The organism is Streptomyces hilarionis (genome assembly GCF_024539675.1).
Lineage (GTDB): Bacteria > Actinomycetota > Actinomycetes > Streptomycetales > Streptomycetaceae > Streptomyces > Streptomyces hilarionis.
In genome coordinates this window covers 58895-79302 of record NZ_JAHHIT010000052.1, presented here as the reverse complement: position 1 = coordinate 79302, position 20408 = coordinate 58895, and the positions used below count along the sequence as shown (strand labels likewise).

At 74.1% G+C, this 20408-nt stretch carries 17 protein-coding genes; 13 read left to right on the top strand and 4 right to left on the bottom strand.

Going from position 1 to position 20408, the window contains the following annotated elements; all coding sequences use genetic code 11:
• Positions 1 to 25 precede the first annotated feature (25 nt).
• Positions 26 to 832, bottom strand: coding sequence for an IclR family transcriptional regulator (locus KMS84_RS13335; protein WP_256916398.1), 807 nt, complete (start codon positions 830 to 832; stop codon positions 26 to 28).
• 278 nt (positions 833 to 1110) lie between these two features.
• Between KMS84_RS13335 and allB the strand changes: the two genes are divergently transcribed.
• Complete coding sequence (gene allB / locus KMS84_RS13330) at positions 1111 to 2448, top strand: allantoinase AllB (RefSeq protein ID WP_256916404.1); 1338 nt, start codon at positions 1111 to 1113, stop codon at positions 2446 to 2448.
• 80 nt (positions 2449 to 2528) lie between these two features.
• Positions 2529 to 3644, top strand: a complete 1116-nt coding sequence (alc, locus tag KMS84_RS13325) for an allantoicase (protein ID WP_256916397.1) — start codon at positions 2529 to 2531, stop codon at positions 3642 to 3644.
• 63 nt (positions 3645 to 3707) lie between these two features.
• On the opposite strand, the gene KMS84_RS13320 is transcribed toward alc, so the two are convergent.
• Complete coding sequence (locus KMS84_RS13320) at positions 3708 to 4526, bottom strand: SDR family oxidoreductase (RefSeq protein WP_256916396.1); 819 nt, start codon at positions 4524 to 4526, stop codon at positions 3708 to 3710.
• Positions 4527 to 4653: 127 nt separating this feature from the next.
• Between KMS84_RS13320 and KMS84_RS13315 the strand changes: the two genes are divergently transcribed.
• Positions 4654 to 5478, top strand: coding sequence for an AIM24 family protein (locus tag KMS84_RS13315; RefSeq protein WP_256916395.1), 825 nt, complete (start codon positions 4654 to 4656; stop codon positions 5476 to 5478).
• Between the two features lie 40 nt (positions 5479 to 5518).
• Here KMS84_RS13315 and KMS84_RS13310 read toward each other — a convergent pair whose 3' ends face one another.
• Positions 5519 to 6682 carry an erythromycin esterase family protein gene (locus KMS84_RS13310; RefSeq protein ID WP_256916403.1) on the bottom strand — a complete coding sequence of 388 codons (1164 nt, stop codon included), beginning with the start codon at positions 6680 to 6682 and terminating at the stop codon, positions 5519 to 5521.
• 226 nt (positions 6683 to 6908) lie between these two features.
• On the opposite strand from KMS84_RS13310, the gene KMS84_RS13305 reads away from it, so the two are divergent.
• From KMS84_RS13305 to KMS84_RS13295, 3 genes are all read left to right on the top strand, one after another.
• Positions 6909 to 7640 (top strand): MerR family transcriptional regulator, encoded by a 732-nt coding sequence (locus KMS84_RS13305; RefSeq protein ID WP_256916394.1) that lies wholly within the window; start codon positions 6909 to 6911, stop codon positions 7638 to 7640.
• A gap of 124 nt (positions 7641 to 7764) precedes the next feature.
• Positions 7765 to 9018: a sensor histidine kinase gene (locus tag KMS84_RS13300; RefSeq protein ID WP_256916393.1), complete on the top strand. Its 1254-nt coding sequence runs from the start codon at positions 7765 to 7767 to the stop codon at positions 9016 to 9018.
• A 101-nt stretch (positions 9019 to 9119) separates the two neighbouring features.
• On the top strand, positions 9120 to 9827 hold the full coding sequence (locus tag KMS84_RS13295) for a response regulator (RefSeq protein WP_256916392.1): 708 nt from the start codon (positions 9120 to 9122) through the stop codon (positions 9825 to 9827).
• 208 nt (positions 9828 to 10035) lie between these two features.
• On the opposite strand, the gene KMS84_RS13290 is transcribed toward KMS84_RS13295, so the two are convergent.
• Positions 10036 to 11049: a Gfo/Idh/MocA family protein gene (locus tag KMS84_RS13290; protein WP_256916391.1), complete on the bottom strand. Its 1014-nt coding sequence runs from the start codon at positions 11047 to 11049 to the stop codon at positions 10036 to 10038.
• Positions 11050 to 11178: 129 nt separating this feature from the next.
• Between KMS84_RS13290 and KMS84_RS13285 the strand changes: the two genes are divergently transcribed.
• The 7 genes from KMS84_RS13285 (at position 11179) to KMS84_RS13255 (ending at position 20058) form a co-directional block, all read left to right on the top strand.
• On the top strand, positions 11179 to 11916 hold the full coding sequence (locus KMS84_RS13285; RefSeq protein ID WP_256916402.1) for a GntR family transcriptional regulator: 738 nt from the start codon (positions 11179 to 11181) through the stop codon (positions 11914 to 11916).
• 331 nt (positions 11917 to 12247) lie between these two features.
• Positions 12248 to 13252, top strand: a complete 1005-nt coding sequence (locus KMS84_RS13280) for a sugar ABC transporter substrate-binding protein (RefSeq protein WP_256916390.1) — start codon at positions 12248 to 12250, stop codon at positions 13250 to 13252.
• Positions 13249 to 14289, top strand: a complete 1041-nt coding sequence (locus tag KMS84_RS13275; RefSeq protein WP_256916389.1) for an ABC transporter permease — start codon at positions 13249 to 13251, stop codon at positions 14287 to 14289. Before KMS84_RS13280 ends, KMS84_RS13275 begins: the two co-directional genes overlap by 4 nt.
• The gene (locus tag KMS84_RS13270; RefSeq protein ID WP_256916388.1) at positions 14286 to 15059 is read left to right on the top strand and encodes an ATP-binding cassette domain-containing protein; all 774 of its coding nucleotides are present in this window, start codon (positions 14286 to 14288) and stop codon (positions 15057 to 15059) included. Before KMS84_RS13275 ends, KMS84_RS13270 begins: the two co-directional genes overlap by 4 nt.
• 222 nt (positions 15060 to 15281) lie before the next feature.
• Positions 15282 to 16430, top strand: coding sequence for an ROK family glucokinase (locus KMS84_RS13265; protein ID WP_190147474.1), 1149 nt, complete (start codon positions 15282 to 15284; stop codon positions 16428 to 16430).
• Positions 16431 to 16496: 66 nt separating this feature from the next.
• Positions 16497 to 17090, top strand: coding sequence for a sugar kinase (locus tag KMS84_RS13260; protein ID WP_256916387.1), 594 nt, complete (start codon positions 16497 to 16499; stop codon positions 17088 to 17090).
• Positions 17091 to 17217: 127 nt separating this feature from the next.
• A complete protein-coding gene (locus KMS84_RS13255; protein ID WP_256916386.1) occupies positions 17218 to 20058 on the top strand; it encodes an SCO1167/SCO6262 family helicase in 2841 nt (946 codons plus the stop codon).
• Positions 20059 to 20408 lie beyond the last annotated feature (350 nt).

Below are 20408 nucleotides of genomic sequence, written 5' to 3'. Positions count from 1 at the left end.
GGGGGGCGCCGGCGCGGCGCGCGTCCTACGGGGTGGGGGTCCCCGACCCCTGGTTGGCCAGGGCCTGGGACAGTTCCGCCGCCACCTGCTGGAGCACCGGCACGATCCGCTCCGTGACCGACTCCGTGACCCGGCCCGCCGGTCCGGAGATGGAGACGGCCGCCGCGGTGGGGGAGTCCGGCACGGACACCGCCAGGCAGCGCACGCCGATCTCCTGCTCGTTGTCGTCGACCGCGTACCCGGCCCGTCGTACGTCCGCGAGCGCGGCGAGGAAGCCGTCGGGGGTGGTGATGGTCTTCTCCGTCGCGGCCGGCATGCCGGTGCGGGCGAGCAGCGCGCGCACCTCGTGGTCCGGCAGGCCCGCCAGGAGGGCCTTGCCCACGCCGGTGGAGTGCGGCAGGACGCGCCGGCCGACCTCGGTGAACATCCGCATCGAGTGCTTGGACGGCACCTGCGCCACGTACACGATCTCGTCGCCGTCGAGCAGTGCCATGTTCGCCGTCTCGCCGGTCTCCTCGACCAGGCGTGCCAGATAGGGGCGGGCCCAGGTGCCCAGCAGCCGGGAGGCGGACTCGCCGAGCCGGATCAGCCGGGGGCCCAGGGCGTAGCGGCGGTTGGCCTGCTGACGGACGTAACCGCAGGCCACCAGGGTGCGCATCAGGCGGTGGATGGTGGGCAGCGGGAGGCCGCTGCTCGCGGACAGTTCGCTCAGGCCGACCTCGCCTCCCGCGTCCGCCATCCGCTCCAGCAGATCGAAGGCGCGCTCGAGGGACTGGACCCCTCCGCCGGCGGACTTGGCGGAGTCGTTGGTGCTGGCGCTGGACGTCGGCACGGGCGCGTTCCTTTCGAAACCGGCGGGAAGGGCTGAAGCCTACCGGGGGGTCGGTTGACTCCTCGCCGGCGCGTAGCTACGTTCTGCCTGTCGGAATGATAATTCCGCTTTATGGAAACGTCCAGAGTGTCGACGGCGGGTGCACTGTGGAGAAGTGTGCTCTTGACGGCGCGGAGGCGGGAGTGAAGACTCCTTCAACAGAACGTTGAATTCCGATGGATGGACGTCGACGACGGCAGAGAGGGGTCCCGGTGTCCGAGGCGGCCGGCATGACGCAGATGTCCGAGGCGGAACTGGTCCTGCGCTCGACGCGCGTCGTCACCCCCCGGGGGACGCGCCCCGCCGCGGTCGCGGTCGCCGGCGGCACGATCACCGCCGTCCTGCCCCACGACACCGCCGTCCCCCGGGGCGCCCGGGTCGAGGACTTCGGCGACGACGTGCTGCTGCCCGGCCTGGTCGACACCCACGTGCACGTCAACGACCCGGGCCGCGCCCACTGGGAGGGATTTTGGACCGCCACCCGCGCGGCGGCGGCCGGCGGCGTCACCACCCTCGTCGACATGCCCCTCAACTCGCTCCCGCCGACCACGACGGTCGACCACCTGCGGATCAAGCGGGAGGCGGCGGCCGGCAGGGCGCACGTCGACGTCGGCTTCTGGGGCGGCGCGCTGCCCGACAACGTCAAGGACCTGCGTCCGCTCCACGACAGCGGCGTCTTCGGCTTCAAGGCGTTCCTCTCCCCGTCGGGCGTGGACGAGTTCCCCCACCTCGACCAGGACGGTCTCGCCCGCTCCCTCGCCGAGATCGCCGGGTTCGACGGCCTGCTGATCGTGCACGCCGAGGACCCGCACCACCTGGCGGCCGCGCCGCAGCACCCCGGCCCCCGGTACGCGGACTTCCTGGCCAGCCGCCCGCGGGACGCCGAGGACACCGCGATCGCCCGGCTCATCGACCGGGCGAGGCGCCTGGACGCGCGCGTGCACGTCCTGCACCTGTCCTCGGGCGACGCGCTGCCGCTGATCGCCGCCGCCAAGGCCGACGGCGTCCGCCTCACCGTCGAGACCTGTCCGCACTACCTCACCCTCACGGCCGAGGAAGTGCCCGACGGCGCCAGCGAGTTCAAGTGCTGCCCGCCCATCCGCGAGGCCGCCAACCAGGACCTGCTCTGGCAGGCCCTCGCCGACGGCACCATCGACTGCGTGGTCACCGACCACTCCCCGTCCACGGCCGACCTCAAGACGGACGACTTCGCGACCGCGTGGGGCGGCATCTCCGGCCTTCAGCTCAGCCTCGCGGCCGTGTGGACCGAGGCGCGCGGACGGGGCCACGGCCTGGAGGACGTCGTGCGCTGGATGTCCGCCCGCACCGCCGCCCTGGCCGGACTCTCCCGCAAGGGCGCCGTCGAGGCGGGCCGCGACGCCGACTTCGCCGTCCTCGCCCCCGACGAGTCCTTCACCGTCGACCCGGCCGCCCTCCAGCACCGCAACCCGGTCACGGCCTACGCCGGCCGCACCCTGTACGGCGTCGTGAAGTCCACCTGGCTGCGCGGCCGACGCGTGTTCGCCGACGGCGAGTTCACCGAACCGCAGGGCCGGCTCCTCACCCGCACCCCCTGACGTCCCGCACCACGACGTCCCGCCCCCGTGCCGGCGCCGGCGCCCGCACCGGCCGACCCCGAAAGGCAGACCTGATCACCGTGACGGCGATACAGAGCTTCACCGGCGACGCGAACCCCTACGGCGGCGGCGACCCGTACGCGGACTACCGCACCGCCGACCTCCCCTTCACCCGTCACACCGATCTCGCCGACCGGCGGCTCGGCGCGGCGGTGGTCGCCGCCAACGACGAGTTCTTCGCCCAGCGGGAGAACCTGCTGCTGCCCGGCCCCGCCGTGTTCGACCCGGAGCACTTCGGGCACAAGGGCAAGATCATGGACGGCTGGGAGACGCGCCGCAGGCGAGGGACCGACGCCGAGCACCCGTGGCCCGCCCCCGACGACCACGACTGGGCCCTCGTGCGTCTCGGCGCGCCCGGGGTGATCCGGGGCATCGTCGTCGACACGGCCCACTTCCGCGGCAACTACCCGCAGGCGGTGTCCATCGAGGGCGCCCGGGTGCCGGGCTCGCCGTCCCCGCGGGAGCTTCTCGGCGACGACGTGAAGTGGACGACGCTCGTCCCGCGCACGCCCGTCGGCGGCCACGCGGCGAACGGGTTCCCGGTGACGGTCGAGCAGTGCTTCACCCACCTGCGGGTCAACCAGCACCCCGACGGCGGCATCGCCCGGCTGCGGGTGCACGGCGAGATCGTCCCCGACCCCGAGTGGCTGGCGGTCCTCGGCGCCTTCGACGTCGTCGCCCTGGAGAACGGCGGCCGGGCGGAGGACGCGTCGAACCTCTTCTACTCCCCGGCCTCCAACACCATCCAGCCGGGCCGCTCCCACAAGATGGACGACGGCTGGGAGACCCGCCGCCGCCGCGACCAGGGCAACGACTGGATCCGCTACCGCCTCACGGCCCAGGCGCGGATCCGCGCGCTCGAGATCGACACGGCCTACCTCAAGGGCAACAGCGCCGGCTGGGCCTCGGTGTCGGTCCGGGACGGCGAGGACGGCGAGTGGACGCAGATCCTCCCGCGCACCCGGCTCCAGCCCGACACCAACCACCGTTTCGTCCTGGCGGCCCCCGCCGTCGGCACCCACGCGCGGCTGGACATCTATCCCGACGGCGGCATCTCCCGGCTGCGCCTGTTCGGCTCCCTCACCGAGGCGGGCACGGCGGCCCTGACCGCCCGCCACCAGGAACTGGGCGGCTGAACCGGGAGCGGCGCGGTTCGACCGGGGTCCCGGTCGCCCTCGGTGACCCCGGCGCCGGCGGGGTCACGCAGTGAAGCCGCCGTCCACGGCGAACTCGGCTCCGGTGACGTAGGCGGCGGACGCCAGGTGGGCGATCGTCGCGGCCACCTCCTCGGCCGTGCCGAAACGGCCCAGCGCCGTGGCCGACGCCTGGCCGGCGGCATGGGGGCCGTCCGCCGGGTTCATGTCCGTGTCGATGGGGCCGGGGTGGACCAGGTTCGCGGTGATGCCGCGCGGTCCGAGCTCCCTGGCGAGGGCCCGGTTCAACCCGATCAGAGCCGCCTTGCTCATCGCGTACAGGGTGCCGCCGGGCCCGGGCGCCCGCTGGGTCATACAGGTGCCCACGGTGATGATCCGGCCGCCCCGGGGCATCCGCCGGGCGGCCGCCTGCGAGGTCAGGAACACGCCGCGCACGTTCACGGCCAGCGCCCTGTCGACGTCGGCCGGGGAGAGCTCCTCCAGGGGGCCGAGGATGCCGACGCCCGCGTTGTTCACCAGGACGTCGAGGCCCCCCAGCGCCCGTGCCGCGCGTTCCACCGCGCCCGCCGCCTCGTCGGGGTCCGCGGCGTCCGCGCGCAGCGCCTGCGCCCGCCGTCCCAGGGCCCGCACGGCCCGCACGACGCCCTCGGCCGCGTCCGCGCCGTTCACGTACGTCACCGCGACGTCCGCGCCCTCCCGGGCGAGCCGCAGGGCCGTCGCCGCTCCGATCCCGCGGCTGCCGCCGGTCACCAGGGCGGCCCTGCCGTGCAGCGGGCCGTTGGCCGCCGCCGTCGGGGAGGGCGTCGGGGAGGCGGTCTTCTCGGTGGTCTTCTCGCCGGTCTTCGTGGATCCGTGGTTCGTCATGGGTCCATCCCAGCCGCCGCGGGTCCGCGGCACCGGCGGCGAACGGACGTCGAGCTCCCGCCGAGGCGTTCGGGTGAGCGGGGGAGAGAAGCGGAACTCTTTCCTCCGGCTGTGACGTTCTTCTTCTGTGACCCTTAGGCAAGAGATCGTCGGCAACGCCATGCAGATGGCCGTCGTCAGCCTGCGGCCCGGGCAGACCGTGTACTGCGAGGCCGGGAAGTTCCTGTTCAAGACGGTCGACGTGACCATGGAGACCCGTTTGGGCGGCCCGTCGGGCGGCGGAGCCCGACAGCCGCAGGGCGGCGGCGCCGGGAGCGGCGGCATGGGCGGCATGCTGCGTCAGGCGATGGGCACCGCGATGCAGATGGGCCAGCGCGCCCTGGCCGGCGAGTCCCTGGCGTTCCAGTACTTCACCGCCCGGGGCGGCGAGGGCACGGTCGCCTTCGCGGGCGTCCTGCCCGGCGAGATGCGGGCGCTGGAGCTCGACGGCACGCGCGCGTGGTTCGCCGAGAAGGACGCCTTCGTGGCCGCCGAGTCCACCGTCGACTTCGGCATCGCCTTCCAGGGCGGCCGCACCGGAACGAAGGGCGGCGAGGGCTTCGTCCTGGAGAAGTTCACCGGCCGCGGCACGGTGATCATCGCCGGCGCCGGCAACTTCATCGACCTGGACCCGTCCGACTTCGGCGGGCGCATCGAGGTCGACACCGGCTGCGTGGTCGCCTTCGAGGAGGGCATCCGGTACGGCGTCCAGCGCGTCGGCGGTCTCGACCGGCAGGGGGTCATGAACGCGGTGTTCGGCGGCGAGGGCCTGTCCCTGGCCACCCTGGAGGGCAGCGGCCGCGTCATCCTCCAGTCCCTCACCATCGAGAGCCTCGCCAACGCCCTGAGGAAGGCGCAGGGCGGCGACAAGCAGGGGCCGACGGGCGGCCTGTTCTCCACCGACGCGGGCTGAGGCGAGCCGCCGGCCGACCTGCCCCCGCCCGGCACGTGTTTCACCGAGCGCCGGACACGTCCCTCACGAACACGACCCCGTCGTACGTGCCGAGGTGGGCCGGGTCGAGCGGGGCGTAGCCGAACCAGGGCGAGACGCGGGCCGCGGGCGGCGGGTCGCCGAGGGCCGCGGCCAGCCGGGGCGCGTCGACGAGACAGCGGTCCCGCTCCAGTGCGTACAGACGTCCTTCGACGGTGTCCGGGGGCGGGGCGTCCACCCCGTGGCCCCGCAGGGAGCCCAGGGCGGTCGCCAGGACGGCGTAGTCCGCGCCGAGCCGGGCGTCCGCCAGCGCGCCGGCGCTCCACCACCGCACCGGCCCCTGCCACATCCGCATCGAGCTCTCCTCCCGCTGGAGGTGGGCGTTGTGGGCGTGGACGAGGACCGGACCCCGGGCGGCGAGCGCGAGCAGGTTGTCGGCCATCATCGCGGCGCGCAGCGCGCACAGCCGGGTCATGCGGGCGGGCGAGGCGTCGGCCATCGCGTGGTGGTACCGCAGCAGGCCGGTCGCGGTGCGCCCGTACAGACGCGCTCGGTCCCAGGCGTCCCGTGAGGTCGTCGCGATCAGACGCGGCGACTGCGCGTCGAGCAGGACCGTCAGATCGTCGGCGAGCATCCGCAGCCGGACGGCGTCGTGCGACCGTCCCGTGGAGCGGGACGGGTCCGTCATCGCGGCGGGATCGGTCCACCGGTCGTCCGCGCCGAGCAGGACGTCGAGCTCGTCCGCCCCGCAGGGCAGCAGGCCGGCGTCGACCCGGGCCGCGAGGTACGCGTGCAGCGCGGTCAGGGCCTGCCGGGGACTCGCGGCGTGGGTGATCTCCAGCGGCCCGTCGACGCCCGCGAAGCGCAGCCGGTCGGACGGGGGCCGGCCGTCGTTGAACCGGCGCATCCACCGCACGAGCTCGCGGTTGGCCGTCGAGGCGGCCGGCCCGAGGCCGGGGTGGCTGAAGCCGCGTGCCATGACGTCGTCGAGCGAGCCGGCGCCCGAGGCGACCCAGTCGTCCACGACGAGCCCCTTCAGGCAGTCGCTCTCGACCGCGATCGTCCGGTACCCCTCCTCCTCGACGAGCGCGCGGAAGACGTCGTTGCGCAGGTCGAGCAACGTCTCCTCGCCGTGGGTCGGCTCGCCCAGGGCCAGCACCCGCGGCCGCCCCGGGAGCATGCCCATGACGGCGGCGGCGTCCAGCGGACGGACGAGGTCCTCGACCTCGGCGACGCCGGCAGGCAGGGGTGGACGGGGAGGGCCTGTGGGGGCGGTCGCGTCCGTCGCGTCGGCCGGATCGGCCGGATCGGTCGAGCGGGTGAGGTCGTGGGAGCCGGTGCGGTCGTTGGCCATGCGTGAAACGCTATCGTTGAAGTTTCGGTGGAGACTTTTACGCGATTTCGGCAGGTCGATGCGGTCAGAACCTCAAAGCGGTCATCGGCTGCGCCCGGTCGACCTGGCCCGTCGGCACGGTCTGTCGACGCAGGCCGTCAGGAACTACGAGGAGGCCGGCATCCTCCCCGCCGCGGCGCGCACGCCCTCCGGCCATCGCGTCTACACCCCGCTGCACGCGGCGGCGCTGCGCGCCTTCGTGGCGCTCGTGCCGGGCCACGGCCATGCGACGGCGACGGCGATCATGCGGGCCGTCGACCAGGGAGCCGTCGACGACGCGCTGCGGCTCGTCGACGAGAGCCACGTCCTCCTCCGTGACGACCGGCGGACCCTGGAGGCGGTGGAGCGGGCCCTGCGCGGTCTGGAGCGGCAGGGCGGGCCCGAGGCCGACACCCGCTCGGGTCCGGCCGGACGGTTCATCGGGCGGCTGGCCGCGGAGCTGGGCGTCCGCTCCGCGACGCTGCGCGCCTGGGAACGGGCCGGGGTGGTGCGCCCGGCCCGGGACGCGCGCACCGGCTACCGGGTCTACGACGAGGCCGACGCGCGGGACGCCCGGCTCGCCCACCAGCTCCGCCGGGGCGGCTACCTCCTGGAGCAGATCGCCCCGCTGATCGCCCGCGTGCGGGAGGCCGGCGGAACGGAGCCCCTGGCGGCCGCCCTGCTCGACTGGCGGACCCGGGTGTCGGCCCGCGCCCGGGCGATGCTGTCCGGATCGGCCGAGCTGGAGGCCTACCTCCGCGCACGCGGGTGACTGCGGTCCGCCCGGGCCGGAAGTAGGCCGTCTCCGCGACTTCGGTCGATGGTCTCGTCCCTTCGGTAGGCGATCGCGTCCACGGGGAGGTGACGCGACCGCCTCCTGCGTAGATTTGTCGACCATGAGGGCAGACGACGAGGCGGCACGGACGGCCCCCGGGTTCACGGGACGCCGGTGGCTGCTGCCGTCCGCGCTGGTCGCCGCCCTGGACGCGGACGCCGGGCATCCCGGCCGGCCGCACCGGCGCACCGCGCGCGACTGGGCCGTGGACACCTGCTGCTTCCTGCTGGCGGTGGCGATCGCCCTGGTGGTGGCGGACGCCTTCCCCTCGGACCACGACCTCCCCCGCGCGTTCGCCGTCGTCGACCAGACGCTGGGCGCCCTCGCCTGCGCGGCCGTCTGGCTGCGCCGCCGGTGGCCGCTCGCCCTGGCGGCCACGACGGTCCCGCTCGGCTTCCTGTCGACGACCTCGGCCGGCGCCTGCGCGGTCGCGCTCTTCACCCTCGCCGTGCACCGGCCGTTCCGCTGCATCGCCTGGGTCGGGGGCGCCGAGATCGCCCTGATCCCGCTCCTCGCCTGGGCGCGCCCGGACCCCACCCTCGCCTACGGCCCGTCGGTGGCGTGGAGCGTGCTGTTCACCGTCACCTTCATCGGCTGGGGCATGTTCGTCCGCTCCAAGCGGCAGTTGATCCTCAGCCTGCGCGACCGGGCCCGGCGCGCCGAGACGGAGGCCCGGCTACGCGCCGATCAGGCGCAGCGGCTGGCCCGCGAGGCCATCGCCCGGGAGATGCACGACGTGCTCGCCCACCGGCTCACCCTGCTCAGCGTGCACGCCGGCGCTCTGGAGTTCCGTCCCGACGCGCCCCGTGAGGAGATCGCGCGGGCGGCCGGGGTCATCCGGGAGAGCGCCCACGAGGCGCTCCAGGACCTGCGGGAGATCATCGGCGTGCTGCGGGCCGGTGAAGCCGACGACACGGGACGTCCCCAGCCGACGCTCGCGGCCCTGGACGCGCTGGTCGCCGAGTCCCGCGAGGCCGGCATGAAGGTCACCCTGGACCAGCGCGTCGTGGACGCCGGGGCCGTCCCCGCGTCCGTCGGCCGCACCGCGTACCGCATCGCGCAGGAGGGGCTGACCAACGCCCGCAAGCACGCCCCCGGCGCGGAGGTCGCCGTCACCGTCGCCGGCGGACCGGGCGAGGGGCTCGCGGTGACCGTCAGCAATCCGGCGCCCGAGGGGGAGGTGCCGCCCGTCCCGGGCTCCGGCCAGGGACTGATCGGCCTGACCGAACGGGCCACGCTGGCGGGCGGACGCCTGACGCACGGCCCGTCCCCGGACGGGGGGTTCGAAGTGCGCGCCCGGCTGCCCTGGGGATGAACCGCCCCGCCCGGCACGGTACTTGCGGCCCCGTGTGGCTGAGGGGGCGGAACGTCCCGGGTACGGCGACCCGCGGGCCGCAACCGTGGTTACGTAGCCCCATGACTGCGATCCGACTGCTCCTCGTCGACGACGATCCCCTGGTGCGGGCCGGTCTGGCCTTCATGATGGGGGGCGCCGACGACATCGAGATCGTCGGCGAGGCCGCCGACGGGGGCGAGGTCGAGGAGCTCGTGGAGCGCACCCGCCCCGACGTGGTCCTGATGGACATCCGGATGCCCGCCGTCGACGGCATCACCGCCACGGAACGGCTGCGCGCCCGCGAGGACGGCCCGCAGGTCGTGGTGCTCACCACCTTCCACGCCGACGAGCAGGTGCTGCGGGCGCTGCGCGCGGGCGCGGCCGGGTTCGTCCTCAAGGACACCCCGCCCGCCGAGATCGTCGACGCGGTGCGCCGGGTGGCGGCCGGCGATCCGGTCCTGTCGCCCACGGTCACCCGGCAGTTGATGGCGCACGCGGCCGGCACGAGCGCCGACACCCGGGGCGCCCACGCGCGCCAGCGGCTCGCCGGCCTGGGCGAGCGCGAGCGGGAGGTGGCCGTGGCGGTCGGCCGGGGCCTGTCCAACGCCGACATCGCGGCCGAGCTGTTCATGAGCGTCGCCACCGTCAAGGCCCACGTCTCCCGGGCGCTGGCCAAGCTCGGCCTCACCAACCGGGTGCAGATCGCGCTGCTGGCGTACGACGCCGGCCTCCTCGACGAGGGGGCGGACGGCGCGTCCGGCGAGGACGGCCGGCGCGGCGCACACTAGGCCGGGTCCGGGCCATCCCGCCCCCACCGATGCCTCCCGCGACGCCCGATGGGCACGACGCCCCACCGGCACGACGCCCGCGGGCCCGGTGACGGGTCGGCGCCCTGGGACGCCCGGCCCGCACGCTCACCGGGCCACGCCCCCATGCCGCCTGCCCGACGCCCGCCCTCCCCGCCCCTCGCGTCCGCCGGCAGCGGGCGCGCTGCGCTCACCCCACCGTCGCCGCCGGGATCTCCGCGAGGGCGACCGCCCTGCGTTCGTGCCGGGACACCTCGCACGCCTCCGCGATCCGCAGGGCGTGCAGGGCCTCGCGACCGTCGCACGGGTTCTCGCGCGTACCCCTGACGACGTCCACGAAGGCGTTCAGTTCCGCCTCGTACGCCGGCCCGAACCGTTCCAGGAACCCGGACCACGGCTTGTCCGCGGCCGGCGGGCCCGTGGGCTCGGTGGACGCGATCGGCGTGCGGTCGTCGAGACCCACGACGATCTGGTCGAGCTCCCCGGCCAGTTCCATCCGGACGTCGTAGCCCGCGCCGTTCAGCCGTGTCGCCGTCGCCGTGGCGAGCGCGCCGTCGTCGAGGGTGAGGAGCACGGCCGCCGTGTCGACGTCGCCCGCCGCGCGGAACATCGCGGGCCCGGCGTCGGACCCGGCCGCGTAGACGTCGACCACCTCCCGCCCGGTCACCCAGCGCAGGCAGTCGAAGTCGTGGATCAGCGCGTCCCGGTAGATGCCGCCGGACACCGGCAGCCAGGCGGCCGACGGAGCCGACTCGTCGGACGTCAGCGCCCGGATCGTGTGCAGACGGCCGAGCCGGCCCGAGCGCACCGCCTCCCGGGCCCCGGTGTACCCCGCGTCGAAGCGGCGCTGGAAGCCCATGTGGAGGATCGTTCCGGCGGCCTCGACCTCGGCTATCGCCTGCAAGGTGCCGGCCAGGTCGAGGGCGATCGGCTTCTCGCAGAAGACCGGCAGGCCCGAGCGTGCTGCCCGACCGATCAGTTCGGCGTGGGCCGACGTCGCCGTCGTGATCACCACGGCGTCCACGCCCCACCGGAAGATCTCGTCGACGCCGGGAGCGGCCGTCTCTCCCAGCCGCAGCGCGAGCTCCTGGGCCCGCGCGTGGTTCGCGTCCGTCAGGATGAGGGATCCGACCTCGCGGTGACGGCTGAGTGTGTTCGCATGAATGGTGCCTATGCGGCCCGTCCCGATGACCCCGATGCGCATGAGACCAAAGTGGCGTCGCAGGCCGCACCCTGTCAATGCGTATGTCCGGACAACCGAACTACACAACTTCCCGTCAACCGGTCCCGGAGCTACGCTCGGGCCGTGCCGAAACCAGAAGTGGACCCGACCGTGCAGCTAGAACTACGTGTGGACCGAACCTCTCCGGTGCCGTTGTACTTCCAGCTGGCGCAGCAGCTGGAGGCCGCGATCGAGCACGGATCGCTCACTCCCGGCAGCCTCCTGGGCAACGAGATCGAGCTGGCGGCACGGCTCGGCCTGTCCCGGCCGACCGTCCGCCAGGCGATCCAGTCGCTGGTCGACAAGGGGCTGCTGGTCCGCCGCCGGGGCGTCGGCACGCAGGTGGTGCACAGCCAGGTGAAGCGGCCGCTGGAGCTGAGCAGCCTCTTCGACGATCTGGAGGCGGCCGGGCAGCGCCCCGCCACGACGGTCCTGGTCAACACCGTGGTCCAGGCGTCCGCCGAGGTCGCGGCCGCGCTCGGGGTGACCGAGGGCAGCGACGTCCACCGGGTGGAGCGGCTGCGGCTGGCGCACGGCGAGCCGATGGCCTACCTGTGCAACCACCTGCCCTCGGGGCTGCTCGACCTGAACACCGACCAGTTGCAGGCCACGGGGCTGTACCGGCTCATGCGGACCGCGGGCATCACCCTGCACAGCGCCCGGCAGTCGATCGGGGCGCGTGCCGCCACCGCCGCCGAGGCCGACCGGCTCGCCGAGGCCGAGGGCGCCCCGCTGCTGACCATGCAGCGCACGACCTTCGACGACACGGGCCGCGCGGTCGAGTTCGGCGACCACATCTACCGGCCGTCCCGCTACTCCTTCGAGTTCCAGTTGCTCGTGCGCCCCTGAGGCGGCTGCCCGGCCGGCACCCGGCCCCTGCGCGCCTGGTGCACCCCGCGCCCCCGGAGCCCGAGCGTCTCCGTCCGCCCCCGAACGCCCCCGAGCACACCGCCGCTCCGGCGTCGGCCCCCACCCCCGCACGCGTCCGCCGTTGGTCACCTTGTCCTGACAATGTGACCGGATGTCCGGACAAGGTGAGCGATCGCCGCTCCCCGGCCGCCGGACCGCCGAGGGCCGTGTTCGATACTTGGGCGTTTGCGTCCGGTGAGCGGTCACCGGACGCGCGTGGACGCCGAACACGGCGAAGCACGGCAGAGCACGGCAAGAAGGGCACGGCCTCGTGGCACGATTTCGGACCCGGGCAGGGATCGCGTGGGCGGGGGCACTCGTCGTGTCCCTGGCCGGATGCAGCGCGACCGGCGGCAAGCGCGCGGAGGACGCCCGCGAGGCCGCGGCCGCCCAGGGCAGGGCGGCGGTGAACACGCCCCGCTGGACGTTCGCGATGATCACGCACTCCGGTGACGGGGACACGTTCTGGGACATCGTCCAGAGCGGCGCCGAGCAGGCGGCGCGCAAGGACAACATCGACTTCCTGTACTCCCACGACGACGAAGGCCAGCAGCAGGCCCAGCTCGTCGACGCGGCGGTCGACAAGAAGGTCGACGCCATCATCGTCACGCTGGCCAAGCCCGCCGCGATGAAGGCGGCGCTCGCCCGCGCCGCGAAGGCCGGCATCCCCGTGATCACGGTGAACTCGGGCTCGGCCGAGTCCAAGGCGTTCGGCGCGCTCGCCCACATCGGCCAGGACGAGGCGATCGCGGGCCGGGCGGTCGGCGAGGAACTGAACGAGCGGGGCCGCAGGAAGGCGCTGTGCGTCCTGCACGAGCAGGGCAACGTCGGCCACGAACAGCGCTGCGCGGGCGTCGCGAAGACGTTCGCGGGCCGTGTCGAGAACCTCTACGTCAACGGCGCGAACATGCCCGACGTGCAGTCCGCGATGGAGGCCAAGCTCCAGGCCGACCCCGCGATCGACGCGGTCGTCACCCTCGGCGCCCCGTACGCCGACACCGCCGTGCAGGCGAGGCGGGGCGCGGGCAGCAAGGCCGAGATCGACACCTTCGACCTCAACGCCAAGGTCGCCGCGGGGCTGCGCAAGGGCGACCTCGGCTTCGCCGTCGACCAGCAGCCGTACCTCCAGGGCTACCAGGCCGTCGACCTGCTGTGGCTGTACAAGTACAACGGCGACGTCCTCGGCGGCGGCGCGCCCGTGCTGACCGGTCCGCAGATCGTCACCAAGGACCAGGCGGCGGCGCTGGCGGCGTACACCGAGCGGGGCACCCGATGAGCGCGATCTCCGGCGAACCGGTTGAGAGAAGGTTTCTTCAGGTCTCGCCCCTGCGCAGACTGGCGACCCGCCCGGAACTGGGCTCCGTCGTGGGCGCGCTCGCCGTCTTCGTCTTCTTCGCCCTGGCCGCCGACGGCTTCCTGCGGGCGGGCAGCCTCGGCACCGTCCTCTACGCGTCGTCGACCATCGGGATCATGGCCGTCCCCGTCGCGCTGCTGATGATCGGCGGCGAGTTCGACCTCTCGGCCGGCGTCATGGTCACGTCCTCGGCGCTGCTCTCGTCGATGTTCAGCTACCAGGCGACGGCGAACGTCTGGGTCGGCGTGGGAGTGTCCCTGCTGGTCACCCTCGCCGTCGGCGTCGTCAACGGGCTGGTGCTCACCCGCACCCGGCTGCCCAGCTTCATCGTCACGCTGGGCACGTTCCTGATGCTCGGCGGCATGAACCTCGGCTTCACCAAGCTCGTCGACGGCACGGTGTCCACGAAGACCGTCGCCGACATGGAGGGCTTCGCCTCCGCCCACGACGTGTTCGCCTCGACGCTGACGATCGGCGGACTCGACCTCAAGATCACCGTCCTGTGGTGGCTGGCCCTGGTCGCGCTCGCCTCCTGGATCCTGCTGCGCACCCGCGCCGGCAACTGGATCTTCGCCGTGGGCGGCGACAAGGACGCGGCCCGCGCGGTCGGCGTCCCGGTCACCAGGACCACCGTCGGCCTGTACGCGGGCGTCGCCCTGGGGGCCTGGATCTCGGGCCAGCACCTGCTCTTCTCCTACGACGTCGTCCAGTCCGGCGAGGGTGTGGGCAACGAGCTGATCTACATCATCGCGGCCGTCATCGGCGGCTGTCTGATCACCGGCGGCTACGGCAGCGCGGTCGGCTCCGCGGTCGGCGCGCTCATCTTCGGCATGACCAGCAAGGGCATCGTCTTCGCCGAGTGGAACCCCGACTGGTTCACGTTCTTCCTCGGGGCGATGCTGCTCCTCGCGACTCTGCTCAACGCCTGGGTCCGCAAGCGTGCGGAGGCCTCGAAGTGACACTCGTCGAGCTGACCGACGTCAGCAAGCGATACGGCGCCGCCCGGGCACTCGAAGGGGTCGCTCTGGAGGTCCACGCGGGTGAGGTCACCTGCGTGCTCGGCGACAACGGCGCGGGCAAGTCCACCCTGATCAAGATCATTTCCGGGCTCCACCGGCCCGACGGCGGCGTCCTGCGGATCGACGGCGAGGAGACGACGCTGTCGTCGCCGCGCGAGGCCCTGGACCGCGGCATCGCCACGGTCCACCAGAACCTGGCGGTCGTCCCGCTGATGCCGGTCTGGCGCAACTTCTTCCTGGGCTCGGAGCCGAGGAAGGGCGCCGGCCCCTTCAAACGCCTCGACGTCGACCTCATGCGCCGCACCACCCACGCCGAACTGCTCAAGATGGGCATCGACCTGCGCGACGTCGACCAGCCCATCGGCACCCTGTCGGGCGGCGAACGCCAGTGCGTCGCCATCGCGCGCGCGGTGTACTTCGGCGCGAAGGTCCTCGTCCTGGACGAGCCCACCGCGGCCCTCGGCGTCAAGCAGTCCGGCGTGGTCCTCAGGTACGTCGCCGCGGCCCGCGACAGAGGCCTCGGCGTCGTGCTGATCACCCACAACCCGCACCACGCCCACCTCGTGGGGGACAGGTTCGTGCTGCTGAAGAGGGGCACGATGGTGGGCAGCCACACCCGGGACTCCGTCACCCTGGACGAACTCACGCGCCAGATGGCGGGCGGCAACGAGCTCGACGACCTGCGCCACGAGCTGGAACGGACCGGCTAGGGCCTCTCCCGCGCACGAGGTCGCCCGGATCACCCGCACCAGGTCGCCCGGATCCCCCGCATCGGGCCGCTCGACGTCACGGCGCCCCGAAAGGGCGGACCGGGCCCCCGGGCGGGATCCGAAAGAGGGGCCCCGGGGAGGGGGCGGCGCCGACGTGGCCTTCGTCGCGTGCGCGCCGCCCCGCTCGGCACCCGGCACCCCGGTGAGGCAGAATCGGCGACGATGAGCACCTACGGCAACTTCAGCGCCCCCATCGGCTCCCGCCGCGCACCCGCACTTCGCACGGTGGGCACGAGGGAGCGCCGCTCGCACCTCACCGCGCCCCGTGTGCCGACCGTCGGCATCGACATCGGCGGCACCAAGGTGATGGCGGGGGTCGTCGACGCCGACGGCAACATCCTGGAGAAGCTCCGCACGGAGACCCCGGACAAGTCCAAGAGCCCGAAGGTCGTCGAGGACACCATCGCCGAGCTCGTCCTGGACCTGTCCGACCGGCACGACGTGCACGCCGTGGGCATCGGCGCGGCCGGCTGGGTCGACGCCGACCGCAACCGCGTCCTGTTCGCCCCCCACCTGTCCTGGCGCAACGAGCCGCTGCGCGACCGGCTCTCCGGCCGCCTGTCGGTGCCCGTCCTGGTGGACAACGACGCCAACACCGCCGCCTGGGCGGAATGGCGCTTCGGCGCGGGACGCGGCGAGGACCACCTCGTCATGATCACCCTCGGCACCGGCATCGGCGGCGCCATCCTGGAGGACGGCCAGGTCAAGCGCGGCAAGTACGGCGTCGCCGGCGAGTTCGGCCATATGCAGGTCGTGCCCGGCGGCCACCGCTGCCCGTGCGGCAACCGGGGCTGCTGGGAGCAGTACAGCTCCGGCAACGCCCTGGTCAGGGAGGCCCGCGAGCTGGCCGCCGCCGACTCGCCGGTGGCCTACGGGATCATCGAGCACGTCAAGGGCAACATCGGCGACATCACCGGCCCGATGATCACCGAGCTGGCCCGCGAGGGCGACGCCATGTGCATCGAGCTCCTCCAGGACATCGGGCAGTGGCTCGGCGTCGGCATCGCCAACCTGGCCGCCGCGCTCGACCCGTCCTGCTTCGTGATCGGCGGCGGCGTCTCGGCCGCCGACGACCTCCTGATCAGCCCCGCGCGCGACGCCTTCAAGCGGCAGCTCACCGGCCGCGGCTACCGTCCCGAGGCCCGGATCGTGCGCGCCCAGCTCGGCCCCGAGGCCGGCATGGTCGGGGCCGCCGACCTGGCCCGTCTGGTCGCCCGCCGGTTCCGGCGCGCCAAGCGCCGCCGAGTGGAGCGCTTCGAGCGCTTCGAACGGTTCACCGAGGCGGCCCGCCGCACCCAGGACACGGCCTGACGGCCCTGTCGCCAGCCCCGGCGCCGGCCTGACCGCCGCACCGCCCCGTACGACCCCGGACCTCGCATGACACCCTCGCTGCCCCGCCAGGCCGCGTCCCCGGACGAGCCCTCCCACCCGCCGGAGGACCGCCGGCACGTGATCCGCCGCAGAGCGATCACCCTGCTGATCATCGTGCTGCTCATCGGCGTCCCCGCCGGCTACCTGGTGATCTCCGCCAACCAGAGCCGCGACAGCGGCAAGGACAAGGAGGAGAAGTACTCGGCGACCGGTCTGACCGAGGGCTGGCCCTCGAAGATCCAGCGCCGGCTCTACCAGGTGCCGATCCCGCATCCCTCGAACCAGGTCGCCTACTACGAGACGAACAACTGGAAGACCAGCCGGCTCTACGTCCAGTTCCAGACCACCCAGCTGGGCCTCGACGAGTTCCTCACACACATCGGCGTCAGCCGCGCGGACCTGAAGAAGGGCGACATCGCCATCAGCGACCGCGACCAGGAGATCACCGGCTGGAAGTTCTCCGGACCCGGCTCCCGTCCCGGCGACTACCTCGGACTCGTCCGCGGCCGCAAGAACCCCGACCCGACGCTGGACGTGGTCGTGAACACGGGCAACGCGACCTACCCCTTCGTCTACGTGGTCTCGCGCACCGTCCCGTGACCGCCCGCCCCCCGCGACCAGGCCCGACCCGTCCGGTCGCGGTCGGCCGCCGGGACCGATTGTCAGAGGCCGCCCGTAGAGTCGAAGACGACTGATCCGACACACGGGCGGGAGGTGGACACCCAGCATGAGCGCCCTGCTCGACGGCGCCGCGCCGACGGAGCCCGGCTCCGGCTGCCTCCGGCTCGCCGCCGTCTTCCTGCCCGCCCCCCTCCCGCGCGAGGGCCGCGTCGCGTTCTGGGACCCGGCGGAGGCCCCGCTGCCCGCGGCCGCCGACGCGGAGCGCACGGAACTCACCGTGGTGCGCCGACACGGCTCCTCGATCCGTCGCCGGCAGACCCCCGCCCTGTCCCTGCCGCTCGACGCGGCGCTCCCACTGCTCGTGCGCGCCCGCCGCGACCCCCGCGCCCATCCGGCGACCGCCTGCTGGGGCGCGGCCGCGCTGCACGCGCTGCGGCTCACCGCCCGGGGCCGGCTGCTGCCCGGCCTGACGCCCACGGGGCACGACGCCTGGCGGGCCGGCCCGCTCGACCCGGAGGACATCGCCCACCTGCGCGCCGTCGCCGCGGCGCTCCCCGCCGAGGGCCACGCCGTGCCGCTGCCCGGCGCCGGCGCGCTCCGGCTGCCGCAGCCGGAAGCGCTCATGCGCGCCTTCCTGGACGCGGTGGCGGACACCCTGCCCCGCACCCCCGCCGCACCGCACGCCTGCGGCAAGCCCTTCGCCGACCGCCGGCCCCAGCGCCTGCCGGGCGCCCACGACTGGGCCGCGGAGGTCGCCGCCGGCATGGACGCGGGCGTGCGGATCTCGCTGCGCCTCGACCTGTCCGCGTACGACCTGTTCGACGCCGGCGACGACGGGCGCTCGCGCGGCGCGGGCGCGGCGATCGTCCAGGTCCACAGCCTCGCCGATCCCACCCTGGTGACCGACGCGGCCGCCCTGTGGGCGGGGGAGGCCGACGCCGCCTTCGGGGCACGCGCGCGCGTGGACGCGGCGCTCGCCGTCCGCAGGGCGGCCCGCGTCTGGCCGCCCCTCGCCCGCCTCGCCGAACAGGACACGCCGGACGTCCTGGCCCTGTCCGAGGACGAGCTGAACGACCTGCTCGGGGTCGCGGCCACCCGGCTCGCGGCGGCCGGCGTCGCCGTGCACTGGCCGAGGGACCTGGCGCAGGACCTCAGCGCCGCCGCCGTGGTGCGGCCCGCGCCCGGCTCGGCGACCGACGGCACCGGGTTCTTCGAGAGCGAGGAGCTCCTGCAGTTCCGCTGGCAGCTGGCTCTCGGCGGCGATCCGCTGAGCGAGTCCGAGATGGACCTGCTGGCCGAGGCGCACCGCCCGGTCGTCCGCCTGCGCGACCAGTGGGTCCTGGTGGACCCGGCGCTCGTCCGCAAGGCCCGCAAGCGCGAACTGGGCCTGCTCGACCCGGTGGACGCCCTGTCCGTCGCTCTCACCGGCACCGCCGAGGTCGACGGCGAGAGCGTCGAGGTCGTGCCCGTCGGCGCCCTGGCCGTCCTGCGCGACCGCCTCACCGCCGGGGTGCGGCCGGCCGAGCCGCCCGCGGGTCTCCACGCCACGCTCCGCGACTACCAGCTGCGCGGGCTGGCCTGGCTGGACCTCATGACCTCCCTCGGCCTCGGCGGCTGCCTCGCCGACGACATGGGCCTCGGCAAGACGATCACCGTCATCGCCCTGCACCTCGAACGGGCCCGCACCGAGCCGACGCTCGTGGTCTGCCCGGCCTCGCTCCTGGGCAACTGGCAGCGCGAGATCAACCGGTTCGCGCCCGGCGTCCCCGTGCGCCGCTTCCACGGCCCCGACCGGAGCCTGGCGGACCTGCCGGGCGGCTTCGTCCTCACCACCTACGGCACGATGCGCTCCGCGGCCCCCGCCCTCGCCGGCCGGTCCTGGGGCATGGTCGTCGCGGACGAGGCCCAGCACGTGAAGAACCCGTACTCGGCGACCGCGAAGGCGCTGCGCACGATCTCCGCCCCCGCGCGCGTGGCCCTGACCGGCACCCCCGTGGAGAACAACCTCTCCGAACTGTGGGCCCTGCTCGACTGGACGACCCCGGGCCTCCTCGGTCCCCTGAAGTCCTTCCGCGCCCGGCACGCGCGCGCCGTCGAGAACGGCGAGGACGACGAGGCGGTGGAGCGCCTCGCCCGTCTGGTGCGCCCGTTCCTGCTGCGCCGCAGGAAGTCCGACCCGGGCATCGTGCCGGAGCTGCCGCCCAAGACCGAGACGGACCACCCGGTGCCCCTCACCCGGGAACAGGCGGCGCTGTACGAGGCCGTCGTGCGCGAGTCCCTGCTGGCCATCGAGACGGCGGACGGCATCGCCCGGCGCGGCCTGGTGCTGAAGCTCCTGGGCGCGCTCAAGCAGATCTGCGACCATCCCGCGCTCTACCTCAAGGAGGCCGCCGCCCCGACCGGCGACGCCCTGGCCGCCCGCTCCGGCAAGCTCGCCCTGCTGGACGAACTGCTGGACACCCTCCTCGCGGAGGACGGCTCGGCCCTCGTCTTCACGCAGTACGTCGGGATGGCCCGTCTGATCACCGCCCACCTCGCCGCCCGCGCGGTCCCGGTCGAGCTGCTGCACGGCGGCACCCCGGTGCCGGAACGGGAGCGGATGGTGGACCGCTTCCAGGACGGCGCGACCCCGGTCCTCGTGCTCTCCCTGAAGGCCGCGGGCACCGGCCTCAACCTCACCCGGGCGGGGCACGTCGTCCACTTCGACCGCTGGTGGAACCCGGCGGTGGAGGAACAGGCCACCGACCGCGCCTACCGCATCGGCCAGACCCAGCCGGTCCAGGTCCACCGCCTGATCACCGAGGGCACCGTGGAGGACCGCATCGCCGAGATGCTTCAGGCCAAGCGCGCCCTGGCCGACGCGATCCTCGGCTCGGGCGAGTCGGCCCTCACCGAACTCACGGACAGGGAACTGTCCGATCTCGTCCGGCTGCGGAGGGAGGCGTGATGGCGCAGGGCCGGAACGAGCGACCTGAGCCGGACACGGCACGCGCGGCCGCGGCACGACCGGAGGTGGCACGAACGGGCTCCGTCGCCGACGTGCCCGTCGCCGACGCGTCCCCCGACGGTCCGTCCCCCGCCCATCCGCCCGGCCCTGGCGCCGCCGGCGTCGAAGCGACCGGTGCGGGCGAGCCGGGTGCGGGCGGGTCCGGTGTCGACCAGGTGCGCCAGGAGGAGGGGGCCGGCCCTGCCGACGAGGCGCGCCGTGCGCTGAGGGCGGCCCGGGAGCGCGGGCGCGAGGCGGACGGACCCGCGCCGACGAACGGAGGGCCGCGCGCCGACCGGTCGCCCACGGCC